22 protein-coding genes are annotated in these 19,718 nt (G+C 72.4%); 10 read left to right on the top strand and 12 right to left on the bottom strand.

Features of this window, described 5'->3' with window-relative positions:
* Positions 1–46: 46 nt before the first annotated feature.
* On the top strand, positions 47–1,720 hold the full coding sequence (locus AB0B02_RS02580; RefSeq protein ID WP_357294932.1) for an MDR family MFS transporter: 1,674 nt from the start codon (positions 47–49) through the stop codon (positions 1,718–1,720).
* A gap of 7 nt (positions 1,721–1,727) precedes the next feature.
* On the opposite strand, the gene AB0B02_RS02575 is transcribed toward AB0B02_RS02580, so the two are convergent.
* Positions 1,728–2,219 carry an NUDIX domain-containing protein gene (locus tag AB0B02_RS02575; RefSeq protein WP_281943468.1) on the bottom strand — a complete coding sequence of 164 codons (492 nt, stop codon included), beginning with the start codon at positions 2,217–2,219 and terminating at the stop codon, positions 1,728–1,730.
* A gap of 84 nt (positions 2,220–2,303) precedes the next feature.
* On the opposite strand from AB0B02_RS02575, the gene AB0B02_RS02570 reads away from it, so the two are divergent.
* Positions 2,304–3,953 (top strand): fatty acid--CoA ligase, encoded by a 1,650-nt coding sequence (locus tag AB0B02_RS02570; protein ID WP_357294919.1) that lies wholly within the window; start codon positions 2,304–2,306, stop codon positions 3,951–3,953.
* 175 nt (positions 3,954–4,128) lie between these two features.
* Here the strand turns inward: AB0B02_RS02570 and AB0B02_RS02565 are convergent, their stop codons facing one another.
* The 4 genes from AB0B02_RS02565 to AB0B02_RS02550 form a co-directional block, all read right to left on the bottom strand.
* Complete coding sequence (locus AB0B02_RS02565; RefSeq protein WP_357294914.1) at positions 4,129–5,142, bottom strand: NADPH:quinone reductase; 1,014 nt, start codon at positions 5,140–5,142, stop codon at positions 4,129–4,131.
* Positions 5,143–5,209: 67 nt separating this feature from the next.
* On the bottom strand, positions 5,210–5,863 hold the full coding sequence (locus AB0B02_RS02560; protein ID WP_357294909.1) for an HAD family phosphatase: 654 nt from the start codon (positions 5,861–5,863) through the stop codon (positions 5,210–5,212).
* A 31-nt stretch (positions 5,864–5,894) separates the two neighbouring features.
* Complete coding sequence (locus tag AB0B02_RS02555) at positions 5,895–6,743, bottom strand: hypothetical protein (RefSeq protein ID WP_357295845.1); 849 nt, start codon at positions 6,741–6,743, stop codon at positions 5,895–5,897.
* Between the two features lie 139 nt (positions 6,744–6,882).
* A complete protein-coding gene (locus AB0B02_RS02550; protein WP_281943459.1) occupies positions 6,883–7,554 on the bottom strand; it encodes an FKBP-type peptidyl-prolyl cis-trans isomerase in 672 nt (223 codons plus the stop codon).
* Positions 7,555–7,742: 188 nt separating this feature from the next.
* Here AB0B02_RS02550 and AB0B02_RS02545 point away from each other — a divergent pair, with 188 nt between their 5' ends.
* Complete coding sequence (locus AB0B02_RS02545) at positions 7,743–8,135, top strand: PPOX class F420-dependent oxidoreductase (protein ID WP_281943457.1); 393 nt, start codon at positions 7,743–7,745, stop codon at positions 8,133–8,135.
* Positions 8,136–8,187: 52 nt separating this feature from the next.
* Here the strand turns inward: AB0B02_RS02545 and AB0B02_RS02540 are convergent, their stop codons facing one another.
* Positions 8,188–9,186, bottom strand: a complete 999-nt coding sequence (locus AB0B02_RS02540; protein WP_357294895.1) for a Ku protein — start codon at positions 9,184–9,186, stop codon at positions 8,188–8,190.
* Positions 9,187–9,273: 87 nt separating this feature from the next.
* Between AB0B02_RS02540 and ligD (AB0B02_RS02535) the strand changes: the two genes are divergently transcribed.
* Both ligD (AB0B02_RS02535) and ligD (AB0B02_RS02530) read left to right on the top strand, forming a co-directional pair.
* Complete coding sequence (gene ligD, locus AB0B02_RS02535; protein ID WP_357295842.1) at positions 9,274–10,212, top strand: non-homologous end-joining DNA ligase; 939 nt, start codon at positions 9,274–9,276, stop codon at positions 10,210–10,212.
* Positions 10,202–11,116: a non-homologous end-joining DNA ligase gene (gene ligD / locus AB0B02_RS02530; RefSeq protein ID WP_281943453.1), complete on the top strand. Its 915-nt coding sequence runs from the start codon at positions 10,202–10,204 to the stop codon at positions 11,114–11,116. The genes ligD (AB0B02_RS02535) and ligD (AB0B02_RS02530) overlap by 11 nt, the downstream gene beginning before the upstream one ends.
* Here ligD (AB0B02_RS02530) and AB0B02_RS02525 read toward each other — a convergent pair.
* Together AB0B02_RS02525 and AB0B02_RS02520 are read right to left on the bottom strand one after the other, a co-directional pair.
* Positions 11,043–12,119 carry a hypothetical protein gene (locus tag AB0B02_RS02525; protein WP_357294870.1) on the bottom strand — a complete coding sequence of 359 codons (1,077 nt, stop codon included), beginning with the start codon at positions 12,117–12,119 and terminating at the stop codon, positions 11,043–11,045. The two genes, ligD (AB0B02_RS02530) and AB0B02_RS02525, sit on opposite strands and share 74 nt — an antisense overlap.
* A gap of 101 nt (positions 12,120–12,220) precedes the next feature.
* Positions 12,221–12,595: a DUF4267 domain-containing protein gene (locus AB0B02_RS02520; protein WP_281943449.1), complete on the bottom strand. Its 375-nt coding sequence runs from the start codon at positions 12,593–12,595 to the stop codon at positions 12,221–12,223.
* Positions 12,596–12,682: 87 nt separating this feature from the next.
* Between AB0B02_RS02520 and AB0B02_RS02515 the strand changes: the two genes are divergently transcribed.
* The 3 genes from AB0B02_RS02515 (at position 12,683) to AB0B02_RS02505 (ending at position 14,971) form a co-directional block, all read left to right on the top strand.
* Positions 12,683–13,261, top strand: coding sequence for a TetR/AcrR family transcriptional regulator (locus AB0B02_RS02515; RefSeq protein ID WP_357294857.1), 579 nt, complete (start codon positions 12,683–12,685; stop codon positions 13,259–13,261).
* 27 nt (positions 13,262–13,288) lie between these two features.
* Complete coding sequence (locus AB0B02_RS02510) at positions 13,289–14,005, top strand: TIGR03089 family protein (protein ID WP_357294842.1); 717 nt, start codon at positions 13,289–13,291, stop codon at positions 14,003–14,005.
* A 105-nt stretch (positions 14,006–14,110) separates the two neighbouring features.
* Positions 14,111–14,971, top strand: coding sequence for a GNAT family N-acetyltransferase (locus tag AB0B02_RS02505; protein ID WP_281943445.1), 861 nt, complete (start codon positions 14,111–14,113; stop codon positions 14,969–14,971).
* Between the two features lie 88 nt (positions 14,972–15,059).
* Here the strand turns inward: AB0B02_RS02505 and AB0B02_RS02500 are convergent, their stop codons facing one another.
* Together AB0B02_RS02500 and AB0B02_RS02495 are read right to left on the bottom strand one after the other, a co-directional pair.
* Positions 15,060–15,413 (bottom strand): hypothetical protein, encoded by a 354-nt coding sequence (locus AB0B02_RS02500; RefSeq protein WP_357294825.1) that lies wholly within the window; start codon positions 15,411–15,413, stop codon positions 15,060–15,062.
* Positions 15,414–15,824: 411 nt separating this feature from the next.
* On the bottom strand, positions 15,825–16,100 hold the full coding sequence (locus tag AB0B02_RS02495) for a hypothetical protein (protein ID WP_357294820.1): 276 nt from the start codon (positions 16,098–16,100) through the stop codon (positions 15,825–15,827).
* A 124-nt stretch (positions 16,101–16,224) separates the two neighbouring features.
* On the opposite strand from AB0B02_RS02495, the gene AB0B02_RS02490 reads away from it, so the two are divergent.
* On the top strand, positions 16,225–16,452 hold the full coding sequence (locus tag AB0B02_RS02490) for a winged helix-turn-helix domain-containing protein (protein ID WP_357294810.1): 228 nt from the start codon (positions 16,225–16,227) through the stop codon (positions 16,450–16,452).
* 192 nt (positions 16,453–16,644) lie between these two features.
* Positions 16,645–17,595: a zinc metalloprotease gene (locus AB0B02_RS02485; protein ID WP_357294803.1), complete on the top strand. Its 951-nt coding sequence runs from the start codon at positions 16,645–16,647 to the stop codon at positions 17,593–17,595.
* Between the two features lie 68 nt (positions 17,596–17,663).
* Here AB0B02_RS02485 and AB0B02_RS02480 read toward each other — a convergent pair whose 3' ends face one another.
* Positions 17,664–17,957 (bottom strand): hypothetical protein, encoded by a 294-nt coding sequence (locus tag AB0B02_RS02480; RefSeq protein ID WP_357294800.1) that lies wholly within the window; start codon positions 17,955–17,957, stop codon positions 17,664–17,666.
* 75 nt (positions 17,958–18,032) lie between these two features.
* Positions 18,033–19,712: a DNA repair helicase XPB gene (locus AB0B02_RS02475; protein ID WP_281942738.1), complete on the bottom strand. Its 1,680-nt coding sequence runs from the start codon at positions 19,710–19,712 to the stop codon at positions 18,033–18,035.
* Between the last annotated feature and the right edge of the window lie 6 nt (positions 19,713–19,718).

The following is a 19,718-nucleotide window of genomic DNA, read 5'->3' as shown; positions in this document are numbered from 1 at the left end:
CCGCCCACCGGGGGCATGATCCGCCCCCGGTGGGATAGGAAGCGGGATGACCGCCCAGGCCGCTGCACCCGCGTTGCCCGCCCGCCAGATCCGGCTGCTGATGTTCGGTCTGATGACCGGCATGCTGCTGGCCGCGCTCGACCAGACCATCGTCGGCACCGCGCTGCCCACCATCGTCGGCGAGTTGGGCGGCATCGACCACTACTCGTGGGTGGTCACCGCGTACCTGCTGGCGTCGACCGCCTCGACGCCGCTCTACGGAAAGATGGCCGACCTGTACGGACGACGGCCGGTCTTCCTCTTCTCCATCGGCACGTTCCTGGTCGGCTCGCTGCTGGCCGGGCTGTCGCGGGACATGACCCAGTTGATCGTCACCCGGGGTGTGCAGGGGCTCGGCGCGGGCGGCCTGATGACGCTGGCGTTCGTCATCATCTCGGACGTGGTGCCGCCCCGGGAGCGGGGCCGCTACCAGGGCCTGTTCGGCGCCGTCTTCGGCGTGTCGTCGGTGGCCGGCCCGTTGGTCGGCGGCTACTTCGCGGAGACCAACTGGCGGTGGATCTTCTACCTCAACGTGCCGCTGGCGATTCTCGCCATCGTGGTCTGCTGGCACGTGATGCGGCTGGTGCCGTTCCAGCGCCGCGAGCACACCGTCGACTGGCTCGGCGCGGCGCTGCTGGTCGCCGGCGTGAGCTGCCTGCTGCTGGCGCTGAGCTGGGGCGGCACCTCGTACGCCTGGGGCTCCGCCGTGATCGTCGGGCTGTTCGTGGCCGGTGCGGTGCTGGGCGTGGCGTTCCTGCTCCAGGAGGCCCGGACCCGGGAGCCGATCCTGCCGCTGCGGCTGTTCCGCAGCCGCACGTTCGCGCTGGCCAACACCGCCGGCTTCGTGCTCGGCCTGGTGATGTTCGGGTCGATCATCTTCATTCCGCTCTACCTCCAGATCGTCAAGGGCGCCTCGCCGACCCGTAGCGGCCTGCTGATGCTGCCGATGATGGCCGGCATCATCGTCACGTCGATCCTGACCGGGCGGGCGATGAGCCGGATCGGCCGGTACAAGTGGTTCCCGGTGACGGGCGCCGCCGTGCTGGTGGTCGGCATGCTGCTGTTCCGCCAGCTCCAGGTGGGCACGTCGCTGTGGGCCGCGTTCGGCTACATGGTGGTGATCGGCGTCGGGCTGGGGCTGTGCATGCAGTCGCTGATCCTGGCCGTGCAGAACGCGGTGGACGTCCGCGACCTGGGCGCGGGCACCTCCTCGGCCACGTTCTTCCGCTCGCTGGGCGGGTCGTTCGGGGTGGCCATCCTGGGCGCGGTGCTGTCCACGCGGCTCACCGGCGCGTTGGCCGACCGGCTGCCGGGCGCGCTCGCCCAGCTCCCGCCGCAGCAGCGGGCGGCGGTGGCGGCCGGCGGCACGGAGAACATCTCGATCAACGATCCGGCCACCATCCTGGCGTTGCCCGGCCCGGTACGTGCCGCGATCCAGTCCTCGTTCGTCGACGCGCTGCACCTGGTCTTCCTGACCACCGGGCTGATCGCGGTGCTGGCGGTGCTGGTCACCCTGGCCATGCCGAACCACCAGCTCCGCGGCGCCGGCCCGCAGGGCGCCACCGGCGGCGCGGACCCGCTGGGCGGGAAGGCCGCCGCGCCGGGTGGCAAGTCGCTGCCGAAGGAGTCGAAGGACGAGGCCGCCGCCGAGATGGAGGCGAAGTCGCAGACGATGCTGTGAGCCGCCCCTATTTCAGGATCAGGCGGTTGGTCTGCTCGAAGACGTCCAGGTCGGCCAGCGTCTCGGCGACGCTCGACGAGAGCGGGGTGGGGAACTCCGTCCGGTGGAAGAAGCCGGCGTCGGTGGTCTCGTCGGTGAACCGGGACAGCTCGCCGTCCCACTCGTCGACCCGGAACGCGGCGGTGAAGACCTGGTAGGTGTGCCCGTACATGTTGGTGTGGGTGCGGTCCGGGCCGGTGTAGAGCGCGAACGCGCTGACCCGCAGCGCGCGGAGGCCGGTCTCCTCGCGGACCTCGCGGACCGCGCAGTCGGCGATCGACTCGCCCAGCTCCATCGCGCCGGCCGGCAGTGCCCACTGGCCGTTGTCGGAGCGCCGGATCAACAGCACCCGGGCGGCGTTGTCGCGCACCACGGCGCGGGCGCCGACGAACATCAGCGTGCGGTCACCGGCCAGCGCGCGGAGCTGCCCGACGTACGAGTCGGCCCAGGAGATGCTCACCCGGACAATCTACGCAGCATTGCCGGCCGGCTCGGCCGTTCCGGGGGTTCCGCTGGTGTGAACGGCGACACTACGTTGTTACCCATGCGTAGCACGATGATGGACGCCCCGCTCCAGGTAGCCCGCATCCTCGAACACGGCGCCACCGTGCACGGCACGGCCGAGGTGGTCACCTGGACCGGCGCCGAACCCCGCCGGATGACGTACGCGGAGGTGGGGCGCGCCGCCGCCCGGCTGGCGCACGCGCTGCGCGACGAGTGCGGCGTGACCGGTGACGAGCGGGTTGCCACCTTCATGTGGAACAACAACGAGCACCTGGTGGCGTACTTCGCGGTGCCGAGCATGGGCGCGGTGCTGCACACGCTCAACCTGCGGCTCTTCCCGGACCAGGTCGCCTACATCGCCAACCACGCGCAGGACCGGGTGGTGCTCGTCGACAGCACGCTCATCCCGCTGCTGGCCCGCGTGATCGGTGAGCTGGCCACCGTGCGGCACGTGGTGGTGGTCGGCGGCGGCGACCCGGCCCCGCTGGTGGCCGCCGCCGGCGACCGGATCACCGTGCACCACTGGGACGCGCTGCTGGCCGACCGGCCGGACACGTTCGACTGGCCGGAGGTGGACGAGCGGGACGCGGCGGCGCTCTGCTACACGTCCGGGACCACCGGCCACCCCAAGGGCGTGGCCTACTCGCACCGTTCGATCTACCTGCACTCGCTCCAGGTCTGCATGCCGGAGGGCTTCGGTCTCGGGCCGGGCGACCGGGAGCTGGCCATCGTGCCGATGTTCCACGCCATGTCGTGGGGACTGCCGTACGCGGCGTTCCTCTCCGGCGCCTCGCTGATCATGCCGGACCGCTTCCTCCAGGCCGAGCCGATCGCCGCGATGATCGCCGCCGAGCGGCCCACGCTGGCCGGCGCGGTGCCGACCATCTGGACCGACCTGCTGGCCTACCTGGACACCCACGACGTGGACACGTCCTCGCTGACCGAGGTGATCGTCGGCGGCTCGGCGTGCCCGCCGGCGCTGATGCACGCGTTCCGCGACCGGCACGGCATCGAGGTCATCCACGCCTGGGGGATGACCGAGATGTCGCCGCTGGGTTCGGTGTCCCGCGCCCCGGCCGGTGCGACCGGCGACGACGCCTGGCGCTACCGCTACACCCAGGGCCGCGTCCCGGCCGGGGTGGCCGCGCGGATCGTCGGGCCGCTGGGTGAGCCGCTGCCCGCGGACGGGGCGTCCGTGGGCGAGCTGGAGGTGCGTGGGCCGTGGGTGACCGCCCGGTACGTCGGCGACGACGAGCCGGACGCCGAGAAGTTCCGGGACGGCTGGCTGCGGACCGGGGACGTCGGCACGCTCTCGCCGGACGGGTTCATCACGCTCACCGACCGGGCCAAGGACGTGATCAAGTCCGGCGGGGAGTGGATCTCCTCGGTGGAGCTGGAGAACGCGTTGATGGCGCATCCGGCGGTGCTGGAGGCGTGCGTGGTGGGTGTGCCGGACGAGCGCTGGGACGAGCGCCCGCTGGCCACCGTGGTGGTCCGCGAGGGCGCCTCGGTCACCGCGGAGGAGCTGCGGGACTTCCTGGCCGGCTCGGTGGCCCGCTGGCAGTTGCCCGAGCGCTGGGCGTTCATCGACGCGGTGCCGAAGACCAGCGTCGGCAAGTTCGACAAGAAGGTGGTGCGCTCGCGGTACGCCGACGGCGGGCTTGAGGTGCGGGAACTGTCCGCGCCGTAACGCTTTCCGGCGTACCGTCGCCTACACAGGTAGGAACACGTTTCCCACGGACATTCCTCCCAGAGGGCGGCCCCGGCGTTCGCACCGCGCCGGGGCCGCCCGTCCGTTACGGGGTGACCCGCACCGCCATTGTTGCGAAACTTGTTCGCCTCTGTCCCGGTGTCGGGGAAATCCCCTACTCCTCGGCGGTGCTGACCAGCACCTTGCCCACCGCGCCGTCCCGCACCGCCTGCTGCGCCGACGCGGTCTCCGCAAGGGGATACCGGTGCAGCGGCAGCCCGGCCTCCGCGCCGACCCGGATCGCGCCCTGCGCCACCGCCGCCGCGATGTCGGTCACCGCCTGCGCCTTGGCCACCTTCGGCGCGGTGTAGACCAGCACGAACTGCCAGCGCGCGTTCGGCCCCATCAACGGCCGGATCGGCAACGTCACCTCGTCGCCGCCGTCGTCGGCGTAGACGCATACCGCGCCGCCGGTACGCAGCATCCGCACGTCGGCGGCGGCGTTGCGGGCGGCGGAGACCTCGACGATCGTGTGCACCCCGTCGGGCGCGACCTTGCGGACCTCCTCGACCACGTCCTGCTCGCGGTAGTTGATCACGAAGTCGGCCCCGGCCGCGGCGGCGAGCTGCGCCTTCTCCGGGGTGCTCACCGTGGTGATCACGCAGGCGTCGGCCCAGCGGGCGAGCTGGATCGCCGCGTTGCCCACGGCGCCTGCCCCGCCCTGCACCAGCACCACGTGGTCGCTCAACGCGCCGGCGTGCAACGTGTCCGACATGAACTCGCCGACGGTCAGGCAGCGGTGCGCGGTCATGAACGGGATGCCCAGCGCCGCGCCCAGATCGAACGAGGCCGACCCGAGCGGCACCGCGTGCCGGACCGGGACCACCGTGTACTCCGCCGCGGTGCCCCAGGGGCGCTGCCACGCCGCCTCCCACAGCCAGACCCGCTCGCCGATCAGGATCCGGTCGACGCCCTCGCCGACCGCCTCCACCACCCCGGCACCGTCCTGGTGCGGGATCTGCCAGCCGGCCGGCAGCGGCCACGCCTCGCGCGCCTTCCAGTCCGTCGGGTTCACCCCCGAGACGGCCATCCGCACCAGCACCTCGCCCGGGCCGGGCTCCGGCACCGGCCGCTCCGCCACCTGGAGCACCGAGGCGTCCCCGCTGCGCTCGTACACGATCGCCCTCATCGTCGTCCCTCCGCCGTCGTCGTCCGATGCGCTACCCGAACCCCGGCCGAACATGCCGGGCCCCGTCTCAGCCCAGCCCGGCCAGCAGCTCCGGGGTGAGCGCGCCGATCGAGGGAAGCCGCACGGCGGCGAGCGCCTCGGCGTCCGGATCCAGCGGGTACGACAGGTGCGGCACCGCCACCACCCGGCACCCGGCCGCCGCCGCGGACCGGACCCCGTTGGACGAGTCCTCCACCGCCACGCACCGGGCCGGGTCGACGCCCAACCGGGCCGCCACCGCCAGCCAGACGTCCGGCGCCGGCTTGCCCCGGGCGGTCTCCTCCGTCGACAGCGTCGCGCCGAACGCGTCGACCAGGCCCGTCGCCTCCAGCGCCGCCGCGATCAGCCGGGTCGGCGAGGAACTGGCCAACCCCAGCGGCCACCGCGCGGCCGTCCGGCGCACCACCGCGTCGGCGTCGTCGATGAGCGGTACGCGCTGCGCGTACCGCCGGGTCATCTCCGCCACCACCTCGACGGCGACCTGCTCGGCCGACCGGTCGACGCCCAACTCACCGCTCAGGTAGGCGGCCCACTCGCCGGTGCTCATGCCCATCAGCCGGCGCTGGGTGTCCGGCTGCCAGACGCCTCCGTGCTCGGCCACGTACGCCCGCCGGACGTCCTCCCAGACCGGCTCCGAGTCCACGATCACGCCGTCCAGGTCGAAGAGCACCGCGTCCACCATGCCGCCATCCTGCCCCAGCCGGCGGCCCGGCTCACCCCGGCAGCGTCGCCCCGACGGAACGCTGCGCCGGCAACCCGATCGGGGCCTGCGCCGGGATGATCGTGCGGCAGCGCGTCGCGACCGGTTCGAGCAGCTCCCGCAGCCGCTCCGTACGCTCCGCGCCCAGCGCCCGCCATGGGCCCGCCGCGGCCCGGTCGGTGGCCTCCTCGACGGCCCGGAACGTGGCGGTGGCCTGCGGGGTCGGCCCCCGGTCGGCGGTCAGCCAGGCCTTGTCGACCAGCCGCTCCTCGGCGGCGGACCACTCCTCGTCGGTCCAGCCCCGGGCCGGCTGGTGGAACTCGCGCGACTGGTCGACCCGGCACCGCCAGGCCACCACCTCGACCGGCTCCAGCCCGGTGCCGACCAGCGCGGCCACGTGCCCGTCGCCCCGGTGCTCGCGCAGCGTGGCGGCGGCCTGCCAGAGCCGGGCCAGCGGGTACTCCCCGCGCGGCAGGGCGGCGTTGACAGCGCCGAGCACCCGCCCGGCGGTGTCCACCCGGTCGGCCGCCGCCTCCAGCAGCTCGGCGGCCTCGACCAGGTGCGACTCGGGCAGCTCGTAGGTGAACTCGGCGAGCGCCTGCACCGCGCCGGTGAGCCGGGCGCGCAGCGCCTCCTCCGGGGTGGCCAGCCGCCACACCGACGGCAACGCGCGGGCCACCATCGGCGGCGCGAAGCTGAAGAACGCGGCCGTCACCGTCGGCGCGTCGACCGGCCCGAGCGGCGCGGCCCGGCCGGCGAAGTAGCCGCGCCAGTAGCCGCGCAGCCCGACCGCCTCGAACGCGGAGCGGGCGCGCGGGTGGAAGTAGGTCACCGCGTGGACCGGCTCGAACAGCGTCCACATCTGCCGGGCCAGCCCGGGGTCGTCAAGCGCCGCCACGTGCACCTCCGCGTCGGTGGTCGGGTCACCGCGGACGGACGGACCGTCCGCGGTGACCACGAACCTACTGCCGTTGGGTGACCGGACGGAAGCCTGGAGTGATCTACTGCGCAGCCAGCACGTCGACGACGAAGCGCAGCGGCCCGGCCGGACGGCCGCCCTCGGCCTTGTCGCCGTACGCCAGGTCGGCCGGGAGGTCGAGCTGCACGCGGCTGCCCACCGGCACGCCGACCAGGCCCTGGTCCCAGCCCTTGATGACCTGGCCCACACCGATCTGGAAGGTGGCCGGCTGGCCGTTGTCCCAGGACGCGTCGAACTGCTTCCCGTCCTTGTAGAAGACGCCCACGTAGTTCGTGGTGATCGTCTGCCCGGCCTTCACCGCCGGCCCCTTGCCCTTGACCAGCGTGGTGACGGTCAGCTTCTTCAGCTCACCGGAGCCGGCCTTGACCGCCGGCTTGGTCTTCAGCGCCGGGTCGACGTTGGCGGGCAGCTCCGGCGCGGGCGGCGCGGTGGGCTCCGCCTGGTCGGCGGGGGCGCTGGGGCTGGCCGAGGAGGCGGTGGTGGCCGGCTTGTCGTCGTCCCCGCTGTTCAGCCAGACGAGACCACCGACCAGGGCCACCACGGCGAGCACACCGGCGGCCGCGCCCAGCATCGACTGCCGGCGCCGGCGCGCCTCGGCGGCCTTCTTCTCGGCCAACTGGGCGGCCAGCCGCCGCCCGGCCTTGGTGGCCGGGGCGGCCTGGTCCTCCGACCGGTTCTCCACACGCTCGCTCACGTCGACTCCCTGCAGGTGGGGGGTGGGTACGCCCCCGGCGGGCCGCCGCCGAGGCCAGCGCACACGGTACCCGCCCGCACCCCCACAGCGACGAAAGGCGGGGGCCCTTCTTAACGCATTCGGTATAGGCGGGGCCCCTTCTTCACACCCCGGGCTGGACCGGACACCGAGCGGGTACGTTCTCGGATATGGCGATCCTCACCGAAGAAGACCTGGCCCTGCTCGGCGAGCCGCAGCTCGCGCACGTGGCCACCATCGAGTCCGACGGCACCCCGCACGTCACCCCGGTCTGGGTGGACACCGACGGGGAGCACATCGTGTTCAACACCGCCAAGGGCCGGCAGAAGTACCTCAACATGTCCCGCAACCCGGTCGTCGCGGTGTCGGTGGTGGACAAGGCGGACGACTACCGCACGCTCTGGGTGAAGGGCACTGTCGAGTTCGTCACCGAGGGCGCCGACGAGCACATCGACCGGATGGCGAAGAAGTATCTCGGCCAGGACACCTACCCGTGGCGGCGCGCGGGCGAGGAGCGCGTCATCGTCCGCATCACCCCGACGGAGAAGCTCGGCCGCGGGTGACGGGTGGGGCCCCGCCCGTAGCGAAGACGTCGGGCGGGGCCTCTGCGTACCCTCAGGCGGTCTTCTTCTTTGCGGCGGTCTTCTTTGCGGCGGTCTTCTTCGCCGGCTCGGCCTTCTTCGCCGCCGTCTTCTTCGCGGCGGTCTTCTTCGCCGGGGTGGCCTTCTTCGCCGGTTCGGCCTTCTTGGCCGGGGTCTTCTTCGCGGCGGTCTTCTTCGCGGAGCGGGCCGACGAGATCGGGGTCGGCTCGGCCCCGCCGCCGGACGGCGTCTCGCCCCGGGCTGCCCGGGCCCGCTCGACGGACGCCTTCAACGCGGCCATCAGGTCCACCGCGGCGGCCGGCGCGGCCTCTTCCTCCTCCGGCTGCACCACCTCGCGGCCCTCCACCTTCGCGTCGATGACCTCCTGCAACGCGGCCCGGTAGTCGTCGGTGAAGGCGTCCGGCTCGAACTCGCCGGCCATCGAGTCGATCAACGAGCTGGCCATCGCCAGCTCCGGCGGGCGAACCTTCAGGTCCTCGTCCAGGAAGCCGAAGTCGGGCTGACGGATCTCGTCCGGCCAGAGCATCGTGTTGAGCAGCAGCACGCCCTCGCGGACCCGCAGCGTCGCCAACTGCTCCCGCTGGCGCAGCGCCACCTTGACGATCGCCACCCGCTCCGAGTCGGTCAGCGCGTCCCGCAGCAGCACGTACGGCTTGGTGGCGGTGCCCTCCGGCTCCAGGAAGTAGGCCTTGTTGTAGAGGATCGGGTCGACCTGCTCGGCCGGCACGAACTCCAGCACGTCGATCGCGTGCGAGGTGCTCAGCGGCAGCTCGGCGAAGTCCTCGTCGGTCAGGATGACCATCTCGCCGCCGCCGAGGTCGTAGCCCTTGGCGATGTCGTCGTAGGTGACCTCCTCGCCGCAGACCGAGCAGGTGCGCTTGTAACGGATACGGCCGCCGTCCTCGCGGTGCACCTGATGGAACCGGATGTCCTTCTCCTCGGTTGCCGAGTAGACCTTCACCCCGATCGACACCAGGCCGAACGACACCGCTCCTTTCCAGATGGCCCGCATTCCCGCGCTCCTCTCCCCGGTTGTAGACCAGAATCCCAAACGATCGAACGGCACGCACGCCCTTCCGTGCCCTACTACAGTCAGGAGGTGCCCGGCGCGCCGTTGAAGCCGATGCTCGCGATGACCGGGCAGCTCCCGGCGGGTGCCGCATGGGCGTACGAGTTCAAGTGGGACGGCATCCGCGCGCTCGCCGACATCTCCCACGGCGACCGGCACTTCTACGCCCGCTCCGGCGTCGAGATCACCACCGCGTACCCGGAACTGCTCAACCTGGCCGAGCAGGTCGACGACGCGCTGCTCGACGGCGAGGTGGTGATCTTCACGGACGGGCAGCCGTCGTTCACCGCGCTGGCCGAGCGGATGCACGTGCGCAACCCGGCCAAGGCGGCACGGCTGGCGGCGACCGCGCCGGTCACGTACATGATCTTCGACCTGCTGCGGCTCGACGGCGTGGACCTGACCGCCCGGCCCTGGCACGAGCGGCGGGCGGCGCTGGAGGCGCTCGGGCTCGGCGCCGCCCGGTGGGCGGTGCCGCCGGTCTTCACCGACGGGCCGGCCACCTACGCGGCGGCCGGTGAGCACGGGCTGGAGGGCGTGCTGGCCAAGCGGGCCGACTCGGCCTACCGGCCCGGGGTGCGCTCGCCGGACTGGGTGAAGGTCAAGCTGGAGGTCACCGGCGACTTCGTGGTCGGCGGCTGGCGGCCGGGCGCGCGCCGGGTCGGCGGGCTGCTGGTCGGCGTGCCCGGCCCGGACGGGCGGCTGGTCTACCGGGGGCGGGTCGGCGGCGGCATCGGCGCGGCCGTCGAACGGGAACTGCTGCGCGAGCTGGAGCCACTGCGCGCCGGCGCGTCGCCGTTCGCCGGGGACGTGCCGCGCGAGGATGCGCGCGGTGCGATCTGGGTATCACCCCGGGTGGTGGTGGAGGTCAAGTACGGCCAACGCACCCCGGACGGGCGGCTGCGCTTCCCCCGGGTCCTGCGCCTGCGCTCGGACAAGCCGCCCGAGGAGGTCGAGGATGCCGGCTGACCGGTTCAAGGTCGAGGTCGAGGGGCGCTCCCTGGAGCTGTCCAACCTGGACAAGGTGCTCTTCCCGCAGGCCGGCTTCACCAAGGGCGAGGTGATCGACTACTACACCCGGATCGCCCCGGTGCTGCTGCCGCACCTGCGCGACCGCGCGCTCACCCGGATCCGCTTCCCCAACGGCGTCGACGGCGGCTCGTTCTTCGAGAAGAACGCACCGGCCGCGACCCCCGCTTGGGTACGTACCGAGAACCTGCCCGTCCCCGGGTCGACCAAGGGGCGGGAGACCATCGACTTCGTGGTCTGCGACGAGTTGCCCACGCTGGTCTGGCTGGCGAACCTGGCCGCGCTGGAGCTGCACACGCCGCAGTGGAAGGTCGGCGAACACCCGGACATGATGGTGGTCGACCTGGATCCGGGCGCCCCGGCGGCGCTGCGGCAGTGCTGCCAGGTGGCGCTGCTGATGCGTGACCGACTGGCTGACGACGGGATCGACGCGTACCCGAAGACGTCCGGGAAGAAGGGCATGCAGCTCTGCTGCCCGATCGCCGGCACCCAGGACGCCGACGTCGTCTCCGGCTACGCCAAGCGGATCGCGCAGGAACTGGAGCAGGCGCACCCGAAGCTGATCGTGTCGAAGATGGCGAAGAACCTGCGCGGCGGCAAGATCTTCATCGACTGGAGCCAGAACAACGCGGCGAAGACGACCGTGGCGCCGTACTCGCTGCGCGCCCAGCCCGTACCGGCCGCCTCCACGCCGCTGACCTGGGACGAGGTGGCGGCCGGTGCGGCCGGAAAACGGCCCGCGACGCGGCCCTACACGGCCACCGAGGTGCTCAGGCGGGTGGCGAAGCAGGGTGATCTGCTGGCGCCGCTGCTCGACGGCGGTCCCGAGCTGCCCGCCGGCTGACCCGCCACCACGCGCCGCCGACCAGCAGCAGCACGATCACGCTGATCGCCACGTCACCCACCAGGTCGGCCGCCGGGCCCGCCGGGGTGTAGGTCGGCACGCCGTACGCGAAGACGGCCGCGACGACCACGGCGGCCGAGCCGGCGGCGAGCACGTGGCGCTGCCCCCAGCCGGCCCGCCGGGACCAGCGCGTCAGCAGCACGGCGGGGACCACGGCGAGCGCGAGCGCGACGCCGATCCCGGTCCACCCCGGCACGGCCCCGGCCCCGGCGTACGCGACCAGCACCACCAGCCACGCCCAGACGGGCCTCGGCGCGGTCCTGGCGGTCCGGTCGACGGGCGTGCCGGCGGCCGGGTCGAGGCGTGCGTCGGCGGCGCGTCCGGCGCGCAGCAGCGCGGCGGCGATCAGGGCCAGCGCCACGCCGGCGGCGAACGTGAGCTGGACCGGCGAGGCCAGGAAGCCCTTGCGCCCGCCGTCGTCGGCGAAGACCAACAGGCTGCCGCCGAGCCAGAGCAGCGCGGCCACGACCAGGCCCGGACGCCCCAGCCAGGACCGCGACCGGCGACCCGCCCCGAGGTACGACTCGACGAGCGCGATCGACGCGCAGATGGTCAACGCCACGTGGTTGCCCACGTAGTCGACCGCCTGCCGGGCGCTGAACCCGAGGCCGGGCACCAGCGTCGCCTCGGCGACGGCACGGGCGTCGGCGAACTGGGTGTCGTCGAGGTAGTCCGGATTGAACAGCGACTGGTCGACCAGGCCGGCCTGGACCACGCCGAAGGCGGCGGCGAGCAGCACGATCCCCGGCCAGCCCAGTCCGAGCCGCCGGGCGGTCTCCCGGATCAGCAGCGCGGCCCCGCCGTACATCGGGGCGAGCACCAGCACCACGAACGGCATGCCGACGAGCGTGAATCCGCCCCAGGAGCACTCGGCGGTCCAAGGCGCGAGCAGCAGCAACGCGACCGCCGGCGCGAGCCGACGGCGTAGGGGTTCGGTCGTCATGCCCGCACCGTGCCGCAGCCGTCCGGCCCGTCGATACGGCCATCGGCCGAGGGGCCCGTGACCAAAGTCGACGGTCACGGACCCGAGGGGCGGCGGCTCGGCTAGAGCGCGAACAGCAGGGCGGCGTCGAGGAGAATGACCAGCGCGGTGGCGAAGTGGATGCCGAAGGCGACGGCCCGGGTGCCGCCGTGCCGCAGCACGATGACGGTGTCGCCCAAGGGGGCGAGCGCGACGACAAGCATGAACCAGGCGACGGCGTCGGCGCTGGTGAAGGCGATCAGAGCGAGTCCGACCAGGCCGTAGGTGAGGTCGCGGACGCCCTTGACGGTGAGGTAGGCGGATTCGGTCCCACCCGTCGACGCCGGAACGCCGTAGCCGGCGGCGGCGTTCCGGGGCGTCGTCAGGAAGCGGGCGCCGATGAAGACGATGAACAGGCTGAGGACGACGGCGAGCCCGTAGGCGAGGACGTTGAGCATGGTCGACTCCGAATCTAGCGCTGCTAGGGGCATGAGCGACGCTAGCAGAGCGTCGTTAGATTGCCTAGCGGTGCTAGAGTTGTGGCCATGTCCATCCAGGCGCGCCGAGAGCGGGAGCGGGCGGAGCGCGAGCGGGCCATCGTCGCCGCCGCCCGGGAACTGGCCGAGTCGGAGGGCTGGGACGCGGTCACCACCCGCCGGCTCGCCGCCGAGATCGAGTACAGCCAGCCCGTCCTCTACAGCCACTTCAAGGGCAAGGACGCCATCATGGCGGCGGTCGCCGTGGAAGGCTGCGGCGAGCTGGCCGCCGAACTCGCCGCCGCCCGCGCCGCCGCGACCGACCCCCGGCTGGCGGTGGCCGGCATCGCTACGGCGTACGCCGCATTCGCCGAACGTCGGCCCGCGCTCTACGACGCGATCTTCAGGCTCCCCGTCGCCCTCTCCTTCGCCAGCCAGGACGCCCCGGTCGAGCTGGCCCGAGCCTTCGCCGAGCTGGCCGAAACCCTGCGTCCGTTCGCCGGCGAGGACGACCTGGAAACATTTACCGAGACCTTCTGGAGCGGGCTGCACGGCCTGGTCACGTTGATGCGCGACGGTCGGCTGCGGCGGGCCGAACACGAGCGTCGGCTGGCGCTCCTGGTGGACCGGTTCGCCCCGCTAGGCTGAGCCGGCCGCCCGGGAGGAGCACATCCGATGGCCACCCACGCACCCGCTTCCGTCGCCACCGACGAGCCGCTGCTCAGCTACCTCGACGACGCCACCGGTGAACGCACCGACCTGACCGCGTCGCAGCTCGGCGCGTGGGTCGCTCGCAGCGCCGGGCTGCTGCGGGACGGCTGTGGGCTGCGTCCCGGTGACCGGGTGGCGGTGCTGCTGCCGCCGCACTGGCGTACCGCGGCGGTGCTGCTCGGCGCGTGGTCGGTCGGGCTGACGGTGTCCTTCCGGCCCCGGGCGCTGGCCGGGTTGCCGGCGCTGGAGCCGGGCGCGGACCGGCCTTTCGACGCGGTGTTCGTGACCCCGGAGCGCCTGGACGACTGGCTGGAGGACGTGCCCGACGGGACCCACCGCTACCTGGTCGGCGTGCGTCCCGACCCGGTCGACGAGGTGCCGCCGGGCTGGCTGGACTGGTCGGCCGAGGTGCTGCGGCACCCCGCCGACCCGCCGGACTACACGGCGGTGGACCCGGCCGACCCGGCTACCCCGGACGGCACCAGCTTCGGCGCGTGGCGGCGGCTGGCCGCGGAGATCGCCGCGCAGCTCGACCTGCGTCCCGGCGACCGCCTCCTGGTCGACCCGGTCGAACACGAGCAGCCCCTGAAGTGGCTGCTCGCCCCGCTCGCCGCCCGCGCCACCCTCGTGATCCACGCCAACCCCACCCACCCCGCCCCACCCCACACCCGCCGCCTCTGACCCCCGGCGCCTCGCGTCGATCTTGCAGTTGTGGTCCGGGAAATGCCGTTTTCGTGGCTTCTGCCGGGGCGTAAACTGCAAGATCAACGCTGTCGGGAGGGGTGCATGGTGAGTCGGGGGGACGGGCTGGTCTGGCGGGCGTACGGCGAGAGTGACCTCGCCGCGCTGACCGGGCTGGTCGAGGCGTGCCTCGCTGTCGACGGCGGATTGCCGCTGTTCACGCGTACTCCGCTGCTGCGGGCGCGGCTGCTCCAGACGCGTACCCTCGGTGCCTGGCACGACGGCGGCCCGGTCGCGGCCATCGGGGTCGGCACCGGACGGGCGCCGGCCACCGCCACCGGCCTGGTGCATCCGTCCTGGCGCGGACGCGGCCTCGGCGGCACGCTGCTGGACTGGGCCAGCGAGCAGGCGGGCGGCACGGACCTGCTGCTCACCACCGAGACGTGGACCGCCGAAGCGGAGGCGCTGTTCGTCGCGCGCGGACTACGGCGGACGTTCCTGGAACGGGTGCTGCGGCACGACCTCGACGCGCCGCCCGACGTGGTCGCGCCGGACGGTGTCACGCTGGAGCCGGCCACGCTCGGCCCGGAGCTGTTCGACACCTACCGGGCGTCGTTCGCCGACCGGCCCGGCTTCGTCGAGCCGGCGGCCGAGGAATGGCTGGGTGACCTGCGCGACGACGAGGGCTACCGACCGGAGCTGTCGATGGTCGCGCGTGGGCCGGACGGCGGCGCGGCCGGCTTCGTCACCGTGCTCGACAACTGGATCGACCAGGTCGGCGTGGTGCCCGGTTGGCGCGGCCGGCGGGTCGGCGCGTACCTGGTGGCTCGCGTGCTGCGTGGGCTCGCCGAGGTGGGCGCGGACGCCGCGTGGCTCTGCGTCAACGACGACAACCCGGCCACCGGGCTGTACCGCCGGCTCGGCTTCCGCGAGGCCGGCCGTCGGGCACGCTACCTGCGTCGCTGACGGACGACCCGGCGCAGGCGGTGTGAATTGTCGACGACGTCAACGAACGGGAGGTGGGCGAGTGGTCTGCCGAGCGGAGACCGCACGTTCACGCTGCGGCGGCATCCTGGCTCGGTGGGTAGGCCTGCTCTCCACCCTTGTCGGGGATGCTGGCGGCCCTCTTCGGTGCCAGCTGTGACACGCGCTGCGCGGAAATGCCGAGAAGGGCGCCCGCGTCGCGCACCGTGTAACCCTTGGCGAGCAGGGCACGCACTGCAGTGATGGTGGCTTCTTCAGCGGACTCTTCAGCCTGAGGGTCGACGTCAAGGAGGAGGGTGATGGCTTCGCGGGCCATGCCCTCCACCTGGTCGAGTCGACGCGCCTGGGAGAACAGGCCGCTGATCTCAGGCACGGTGATGGCCCACCAGCCCCCGCTGCGTACGCACGTGGCGGTGTATTTCATTTGCCTGCCTCAATCCGAGGCTGCGCAGGAAGCCCCGCGCGGTGAGTTCGTTGATCTCCTTGTGTCGCGGTATGACGACGTTCCGCAGACCGTACCGGTAGACCGTATGGCTGCCACCCTCGCGAACCTTCTCGAATACCACGCCGGCGTCGGCAGCCGCCTTGCCAAGACGGACTAGACGTGCGACTGAGGCCCCGATCTCCTACGAACTTGATGGCGTGGGCGGGTCAGCGCCGTCGGAGCCAGGGCGCGCGACGGGCGCACGCCGAGAAGTGATCCGCCGGTAGCGCGCACCGCCCGGCTCCACCCGCGCGCTGAGCTGGGCGAGTACCCGGGCGGCGGTACGGGCGAAGACGCGCGCCCGGTGCAGGTCCGGCGCGGTCACCGGCAGGTGGATCACCCAACGCTCGGTCATCGGTACCGGTGCTGCGCCGACTGCGCGCTCTGCCAGGCGCGGAGCGCGTTCTTCACGCGGACGTTCTCCTCCCGCAGCGCGACCATCGTGGTCTGCGCGACGGCCAGCTCGTCGGCGACGCGGTGCAGGAAGGTGCGGATCTCGGCCGGGTCGAGGCCGTGCCGGCGGACCGAGAAGCAGCGTTCCCGCACCTGGGCGGGGCGCAGCGGGGAGCGGTACGGCGGCGGGGGTTCGTCGGGCCGTCGCGTCGGCCAACGGAACGGGTCGCGCACGAGGTGACCGCCCTTCGGTGCGGGTCGCGTGGTTGCGTGGTCTCGGCCCTACGTCAGTTGTTGCCGCTGTCTCACCTACTGCTCGATACTGGAGGGGGGCCAACCGACTGCAAGGGGCCACCACGTGCCGATTCCGCCGACCATGGGTGAGCTGATCGAGGATCTGCTGAGGCGGATCAAGGAGGGCGAGTTCCCGCCCGGCTCGCAGATCCCGTCCACTCAGCAACTCTCCGACCACTACAACGTGTCCGTGGCGACGATCCACCGAGCGGTGGCGCGGTTGCGGGAGCGGGGCGTGCTGGTGGGTCGCCCCGGCCGAGGTGTGTTCGTCGCCGAGTCGGATCGCCGCTGAGTCCGCGCCCGCTGACCCATCCCTGCCATCAAGTTTGCAGGGGACCGGGAGGCCCTCGGGTGCCGAGCGTCGGGGGGTGTTGCGGAGCCCGCTGACGTGGTCTTATGTCGGAACGACGACGTCATCGACCCGCAGCTTTGACAACCCCGCGTCGGTTCCGTGTTCCTTTCATGCCTCTCGAAAGGTGCAGCGATGCACAGGAAACCGACAATCCACCTGGCGGTGCTGGCCACGGCCGCCGCCACGTTCCTGACCGGCGGAGCGCACGCCACGGCCGCACCCGTGACCGCCTCCGCCCAGGTCGCCGCCTGCCAGCCGGGCGCCGACCAGCACAGCGTCGCCCGGGTGAGCGAGGGCGCCACCGCCCAGGAGCCGGAGCTCTACTCGAAGAACGAGGCCAACGCGTACGGCGTGATCAAGGACGTGCCGCGCCTGGCCAACGGCAGCGTCACCGTGCCGACGATCTTCCACATGATCTCCGACCACGAGCTGAGCGCGGCCGAGAAGGCCCGGTGGAACACGCTGATCGCGGCGCAGATGACCGTGCTCAACGACTCGTACGCCGGCCGCACCGCCGCCGACGCCTCGGACACGCCGTTCCGCTTCTCGCTCGTCGACACCACCTGGACCGTGAACAGCACCTGGTACACCGTCGAGCCGGGCAAGAACGAGCGGGACATGAAGAAGGCGCTCTACACCGGCGACTCCCGCACGCTCAACGTCTACGCGGCGAACATCGGCGGCGGGCTGCTCGGCTGGGCGTACTTCCCGAAGGGCTACAACAACGGCCGCGACTACATCGACGGCGTGGTCATGCTCGACGAGTCGATGCCGGGCGGCACGGCCGGCAAGTACGCGCTCGGCGACACGCTCACCCACGAGGTGGGGCACTGGCTGATGCTGGAGCACACGTTCGCGCACGGCTGCTCCGCCTCCGGCGACTTCGTCGCCGACACGCCGCGTGAGGCGGCACCGCAGTTCAACTGCCCGGTCGGCGCGGACACCTGCACCGCGCCCGGCCTCGACCCGATCCACAACTTCATGGACTACACGCAGGACTCCTGCATGGACATGTTCACCCCGGGCCAGGCGGACCGGATGAGCGACGCCTGGGTCGCGTTCCGCGCCAGCGGCCAGGGCTGACGCGTCGGAGGGGACGGCCACCTCGCACCTCGGCCGTCCCCTCCGCTGCCCGAATCAGCAGCCCCGCATCAGCAGGTCGTGTTGCCCAGCGGCACCCAGCCGTCCAGCGACGGGTCCTCGGCGCCGTGGCCGTACACCCAGGCGTCGTCGTCCTCGGCCCAGCCCCCGTGCGCGCGGAACCCACGCCCGGCGGTCAGGGTGCGCAGCACCATGCCGTGCGGTGCGGCCCGCAGCCAGGTGTTCTGGGTGAGGTTGCAGACGAAGCCGGGCGCGTCGCTCGCCGAGGCCGGCGAGGCCGCCACGGCCGCGCCGGCGAGGCCGACGGTGGCGACCGTCAGTGCGGAGAGAATACGGCGTTTCACTCGGGTCCCTTCCGGTGTTCCAGTGACGGCCACGATTGTGCCACTGTGGACCGACAGTCGGCCGGACCCGGTTCGCTACTCGACCGTCGGCAGTTTCGGGCCGAGCACGTCGTCGGCGTCCACGATCGTGTACGCGTACCCCTGCTCGGCGAGGAACCGCTGCCGGTGCGCGGCGTACTCGGTGTCGATGGTGTCCCGCGAGACCACGGTGTAGAAGTGCGCCTGCCGGCCGTCGGCCTTCGGGCGGAGCACCCGGCCCAGCCGTTGCGCCTCCTCCTGCCGCGACCCGAACGTGCCGGACACCTGGATCGCCACCGCCGCCTCCGGCAGGTCGATGGAGAAGTTGCCCACCTTCGAGATCACCAGTGTGCGCACCTCGCCGGAGCGGAACGCGTCGAACAGCCGCTCCCGCTCCTTGTTCGTGGTGGACCCCTGCACGATCGGCGCGTCCAGGTATTCGCCGAGCTGGTGCAGTTGGTCGAGGAAACCACCGATCACCAGCACCTGCTCCTGCGGGTGCCGCTCCACCAGCGCGCGGACCACCGGCAGCTTGGTGCGGGCGGTCGCCGCCATCCGGTAGCGCTCCTCCGCCTCCGCCGTCGCGTACGCCAGCCGCTCCGCGTCGGTGAGCGTCACCCGAACCTCGGTGCACTCCGCCGGCGCGATCCAGCCCTGCTGCTCGATGTCCTTCCACGGCGCGTCGTACCGCTTCGGGCCGATCAGGCTGAACACGTCGCCCTCCCGGCCGTCCTCGCGGACCAGCGTCGCGGTGAGGCCCAGCCGGCGGCGGGCCTGGAGGTCCGCCGTGAAGCGGAAGATCGGCGCGGGCAGCAGGTGCACCTCGTCGTAGACGACCAGGCCCCAGTCGCGGGCGCCGAACAGGTCCAGGTGGGTGAACGCGCCGCCGCGCCGCGAGGTGAGCACCTGGTACGTGGCGATGGTGACCGGACGGATCTCCTTGCGCTCGCCCGAGTACTCGCCGATCTCCTCCTCGGTCAGCGACGTGCGGGCGATCAGCTCCCGCTTCCACTGCCGGCCCGCCACCGTGTTCGTGACCAGGATCAGCGTGGTCGCCTTCGCCTCCGCCATCGCCGCGGCCCCGACCAGCGTCTTGCCGGCGCCGCAGGGCAGCACCACCACGCCCGACCCGCCGGCCCAGAACGCCTCCACCGCCTCCCGCTGGTACGACCGCAGCGTCCACGGCCTGCCGCCGTCCTTGCCGGACTCGGCCAGCTCGATCGGGTGTGCCTCGCCGTCCACGTACCCGGCCAGGTCCTCCGCCGGCCAGCCGAGCTTGAGCAGCGCCTGCTTGAGCCGGCCCCGCTCGGACGGGTGCACCGCGATGGTGTCGTCGTCGAGTTTCGCGCCGAGCATGCCGGCGAGCTTCTTGCTCTTCGCCACCTCGATCAGCACCACCCGGTCCAGGGCGCGCAGCACCAGCCCGTGCACCGGGTCGTTGGCGAGTTGGAGCCGGCCGTACCGGTCCATCGTCTCGGCCACGTCTACGAGCAGCCCGTGCGGCACCGGGTAGCGCGAATACTTGATCAGGGAGTCGACCACGCCCTCCGCGTCGTGACCGGCCGCCCGCGCGTTCCACAGCCCCAGCGGGGTGAGCCGGTAGGTGTGCACGTGCTCGGGGGAGCGCTCCAACTCGGCGAACGGCGCGATGGCCATCCGGCAGGCCTGCGCGTCCGGGTGGTCGATCTCCAGCAGCAGCGTCTTGTCCGACTGCACGATCAGTGGTCCACCACTCACGCCGCG

Origin of the sequence: Micromonospora sp. NPDC049240 (assembly GCF_040647835.1) — a bacterium.
Taxonomy (GTDB): domain Bacteria; phylum Actinomycetota; class Actinomycetes; order Mycobacteriales; family Micromonosporaceae; genus Micromonospora.
Note: the sequence above shows the minus strand (reverse complement) of the source record. Positions and strands in the feature narration are given on the sequence as shown.

Excerpts from the sequence above, each read along its gene's own strand:
- AB0B02_RS02580 (WP_357294932.1), top strand. The coding sequence starts at position 47 with ATGACCGCCCAGGCCGCTGCACCCGCGTTGCCCGCCCGCCAGATCCGG.
- AB0B02_RS02570 (WP_357294919.1), top strand. The coding sequence starts at position 2,304 with ATGCGTAGCACGATGATGGACGCCCCGCTCCAGGTAGCCCGCATCCTC.
- AB0B02_RS02565 (WP_357294914.1), bottom strand. The coding sequence starts at position 5,142 with ATGAGGGCGATCGTGTACGAGCGCAGCGGGGACGCCTCGGTGCTCCAG.
- AB0B02_RS02560 (WP_357294909.1), bottom strand. The coding sequence starts at position 5,863 with ATGGTGGACGCGGTGCTCTTCGACCTGGACGGCGTGATCGTGGACTCG.
- AB0B02_RS02555 (WP_357295845.1), bottom strand. The coding sequence starts at position 6,743 with ATGTGGACGCTGTTCGAGCCGGTCCACGCGGTGACCTACTTCCACCCG.
- AB0B02_RS02545 (WP_281943457.1), top strand. The coding sequence starts at position 7,743 with ATGGCGATCCTCACCGAAGAAGACCTGGCCCTGCTCGGCGAGCCGCAG.
- AB0B02_RS02540 (WP_357294895.1), bottom strand. The coding sequence starts at position 9,186 with ATGCGGGCCATCTGGAAAGGAGCGGTGTCGTTCGGCCTGGTGTCGATC.
- ligD (WP_281943453.1), top strand. The coding sequence starts at position 10,202 with ATGCCGGCTGACCGGTTCAAGGTCGAGGTCGAGGGGCGCTCCCTGGAG.
- AB0B02_RS02525 (WP_357294870.1), bottom strand. The coding sequence starts at position 12,119 with ATGACGACCGAACCCCTACGCCGTCGGCTCGCGCCGGCGGTCGCGTTG.
- AB0B02_RS02520 (WP_281943449.1), bottom strand. The coding sequence starts at position 12,595 with ATGCTCAACGTCCTCGCCTACGGGCTCGCCGTCGTCCTCAGCCTGTTC.
- AB0B02_RS02515 (WP_357294857.1), top strand. The coding sequence starts at position 12,683 with ATGTCCATCCAGGCGCGCCGAGAGCGGGAGCGGGCGGAGCGCGAGCGG.
- AB0B02_RS02510 (WP_357294842.1), top strand. The coding sequence starts at position 13,289 with ATGGCCACCCACGCACCCGCTTCCGTCGCCACCGACGAGCCGCTGCTC.
- AB0B02_RS02505 (WP_281943445.1), top strand. The coding sequence starts at position 14,111 with ATGGTGAGTCGGGGGGACGGGCTGGTCTGGCGGGCGTACGGCGAGAGT.
- AB0B02_RS02500 (WP_357294825.1), bottom strand. The coding sequence starts at position 15,413 with ATGAAATACACCGCCACGTGCGTACGCAGCGGGGGCTGGTGGGCCATC.
- AB0B02_RS02485 (WP_357294803.1), top strand. The coding sequence starts at position 16,645 with ATGCACAGGAAACCGACAATCCACCTGGCGGTGCTGGCCACGGCCGCC.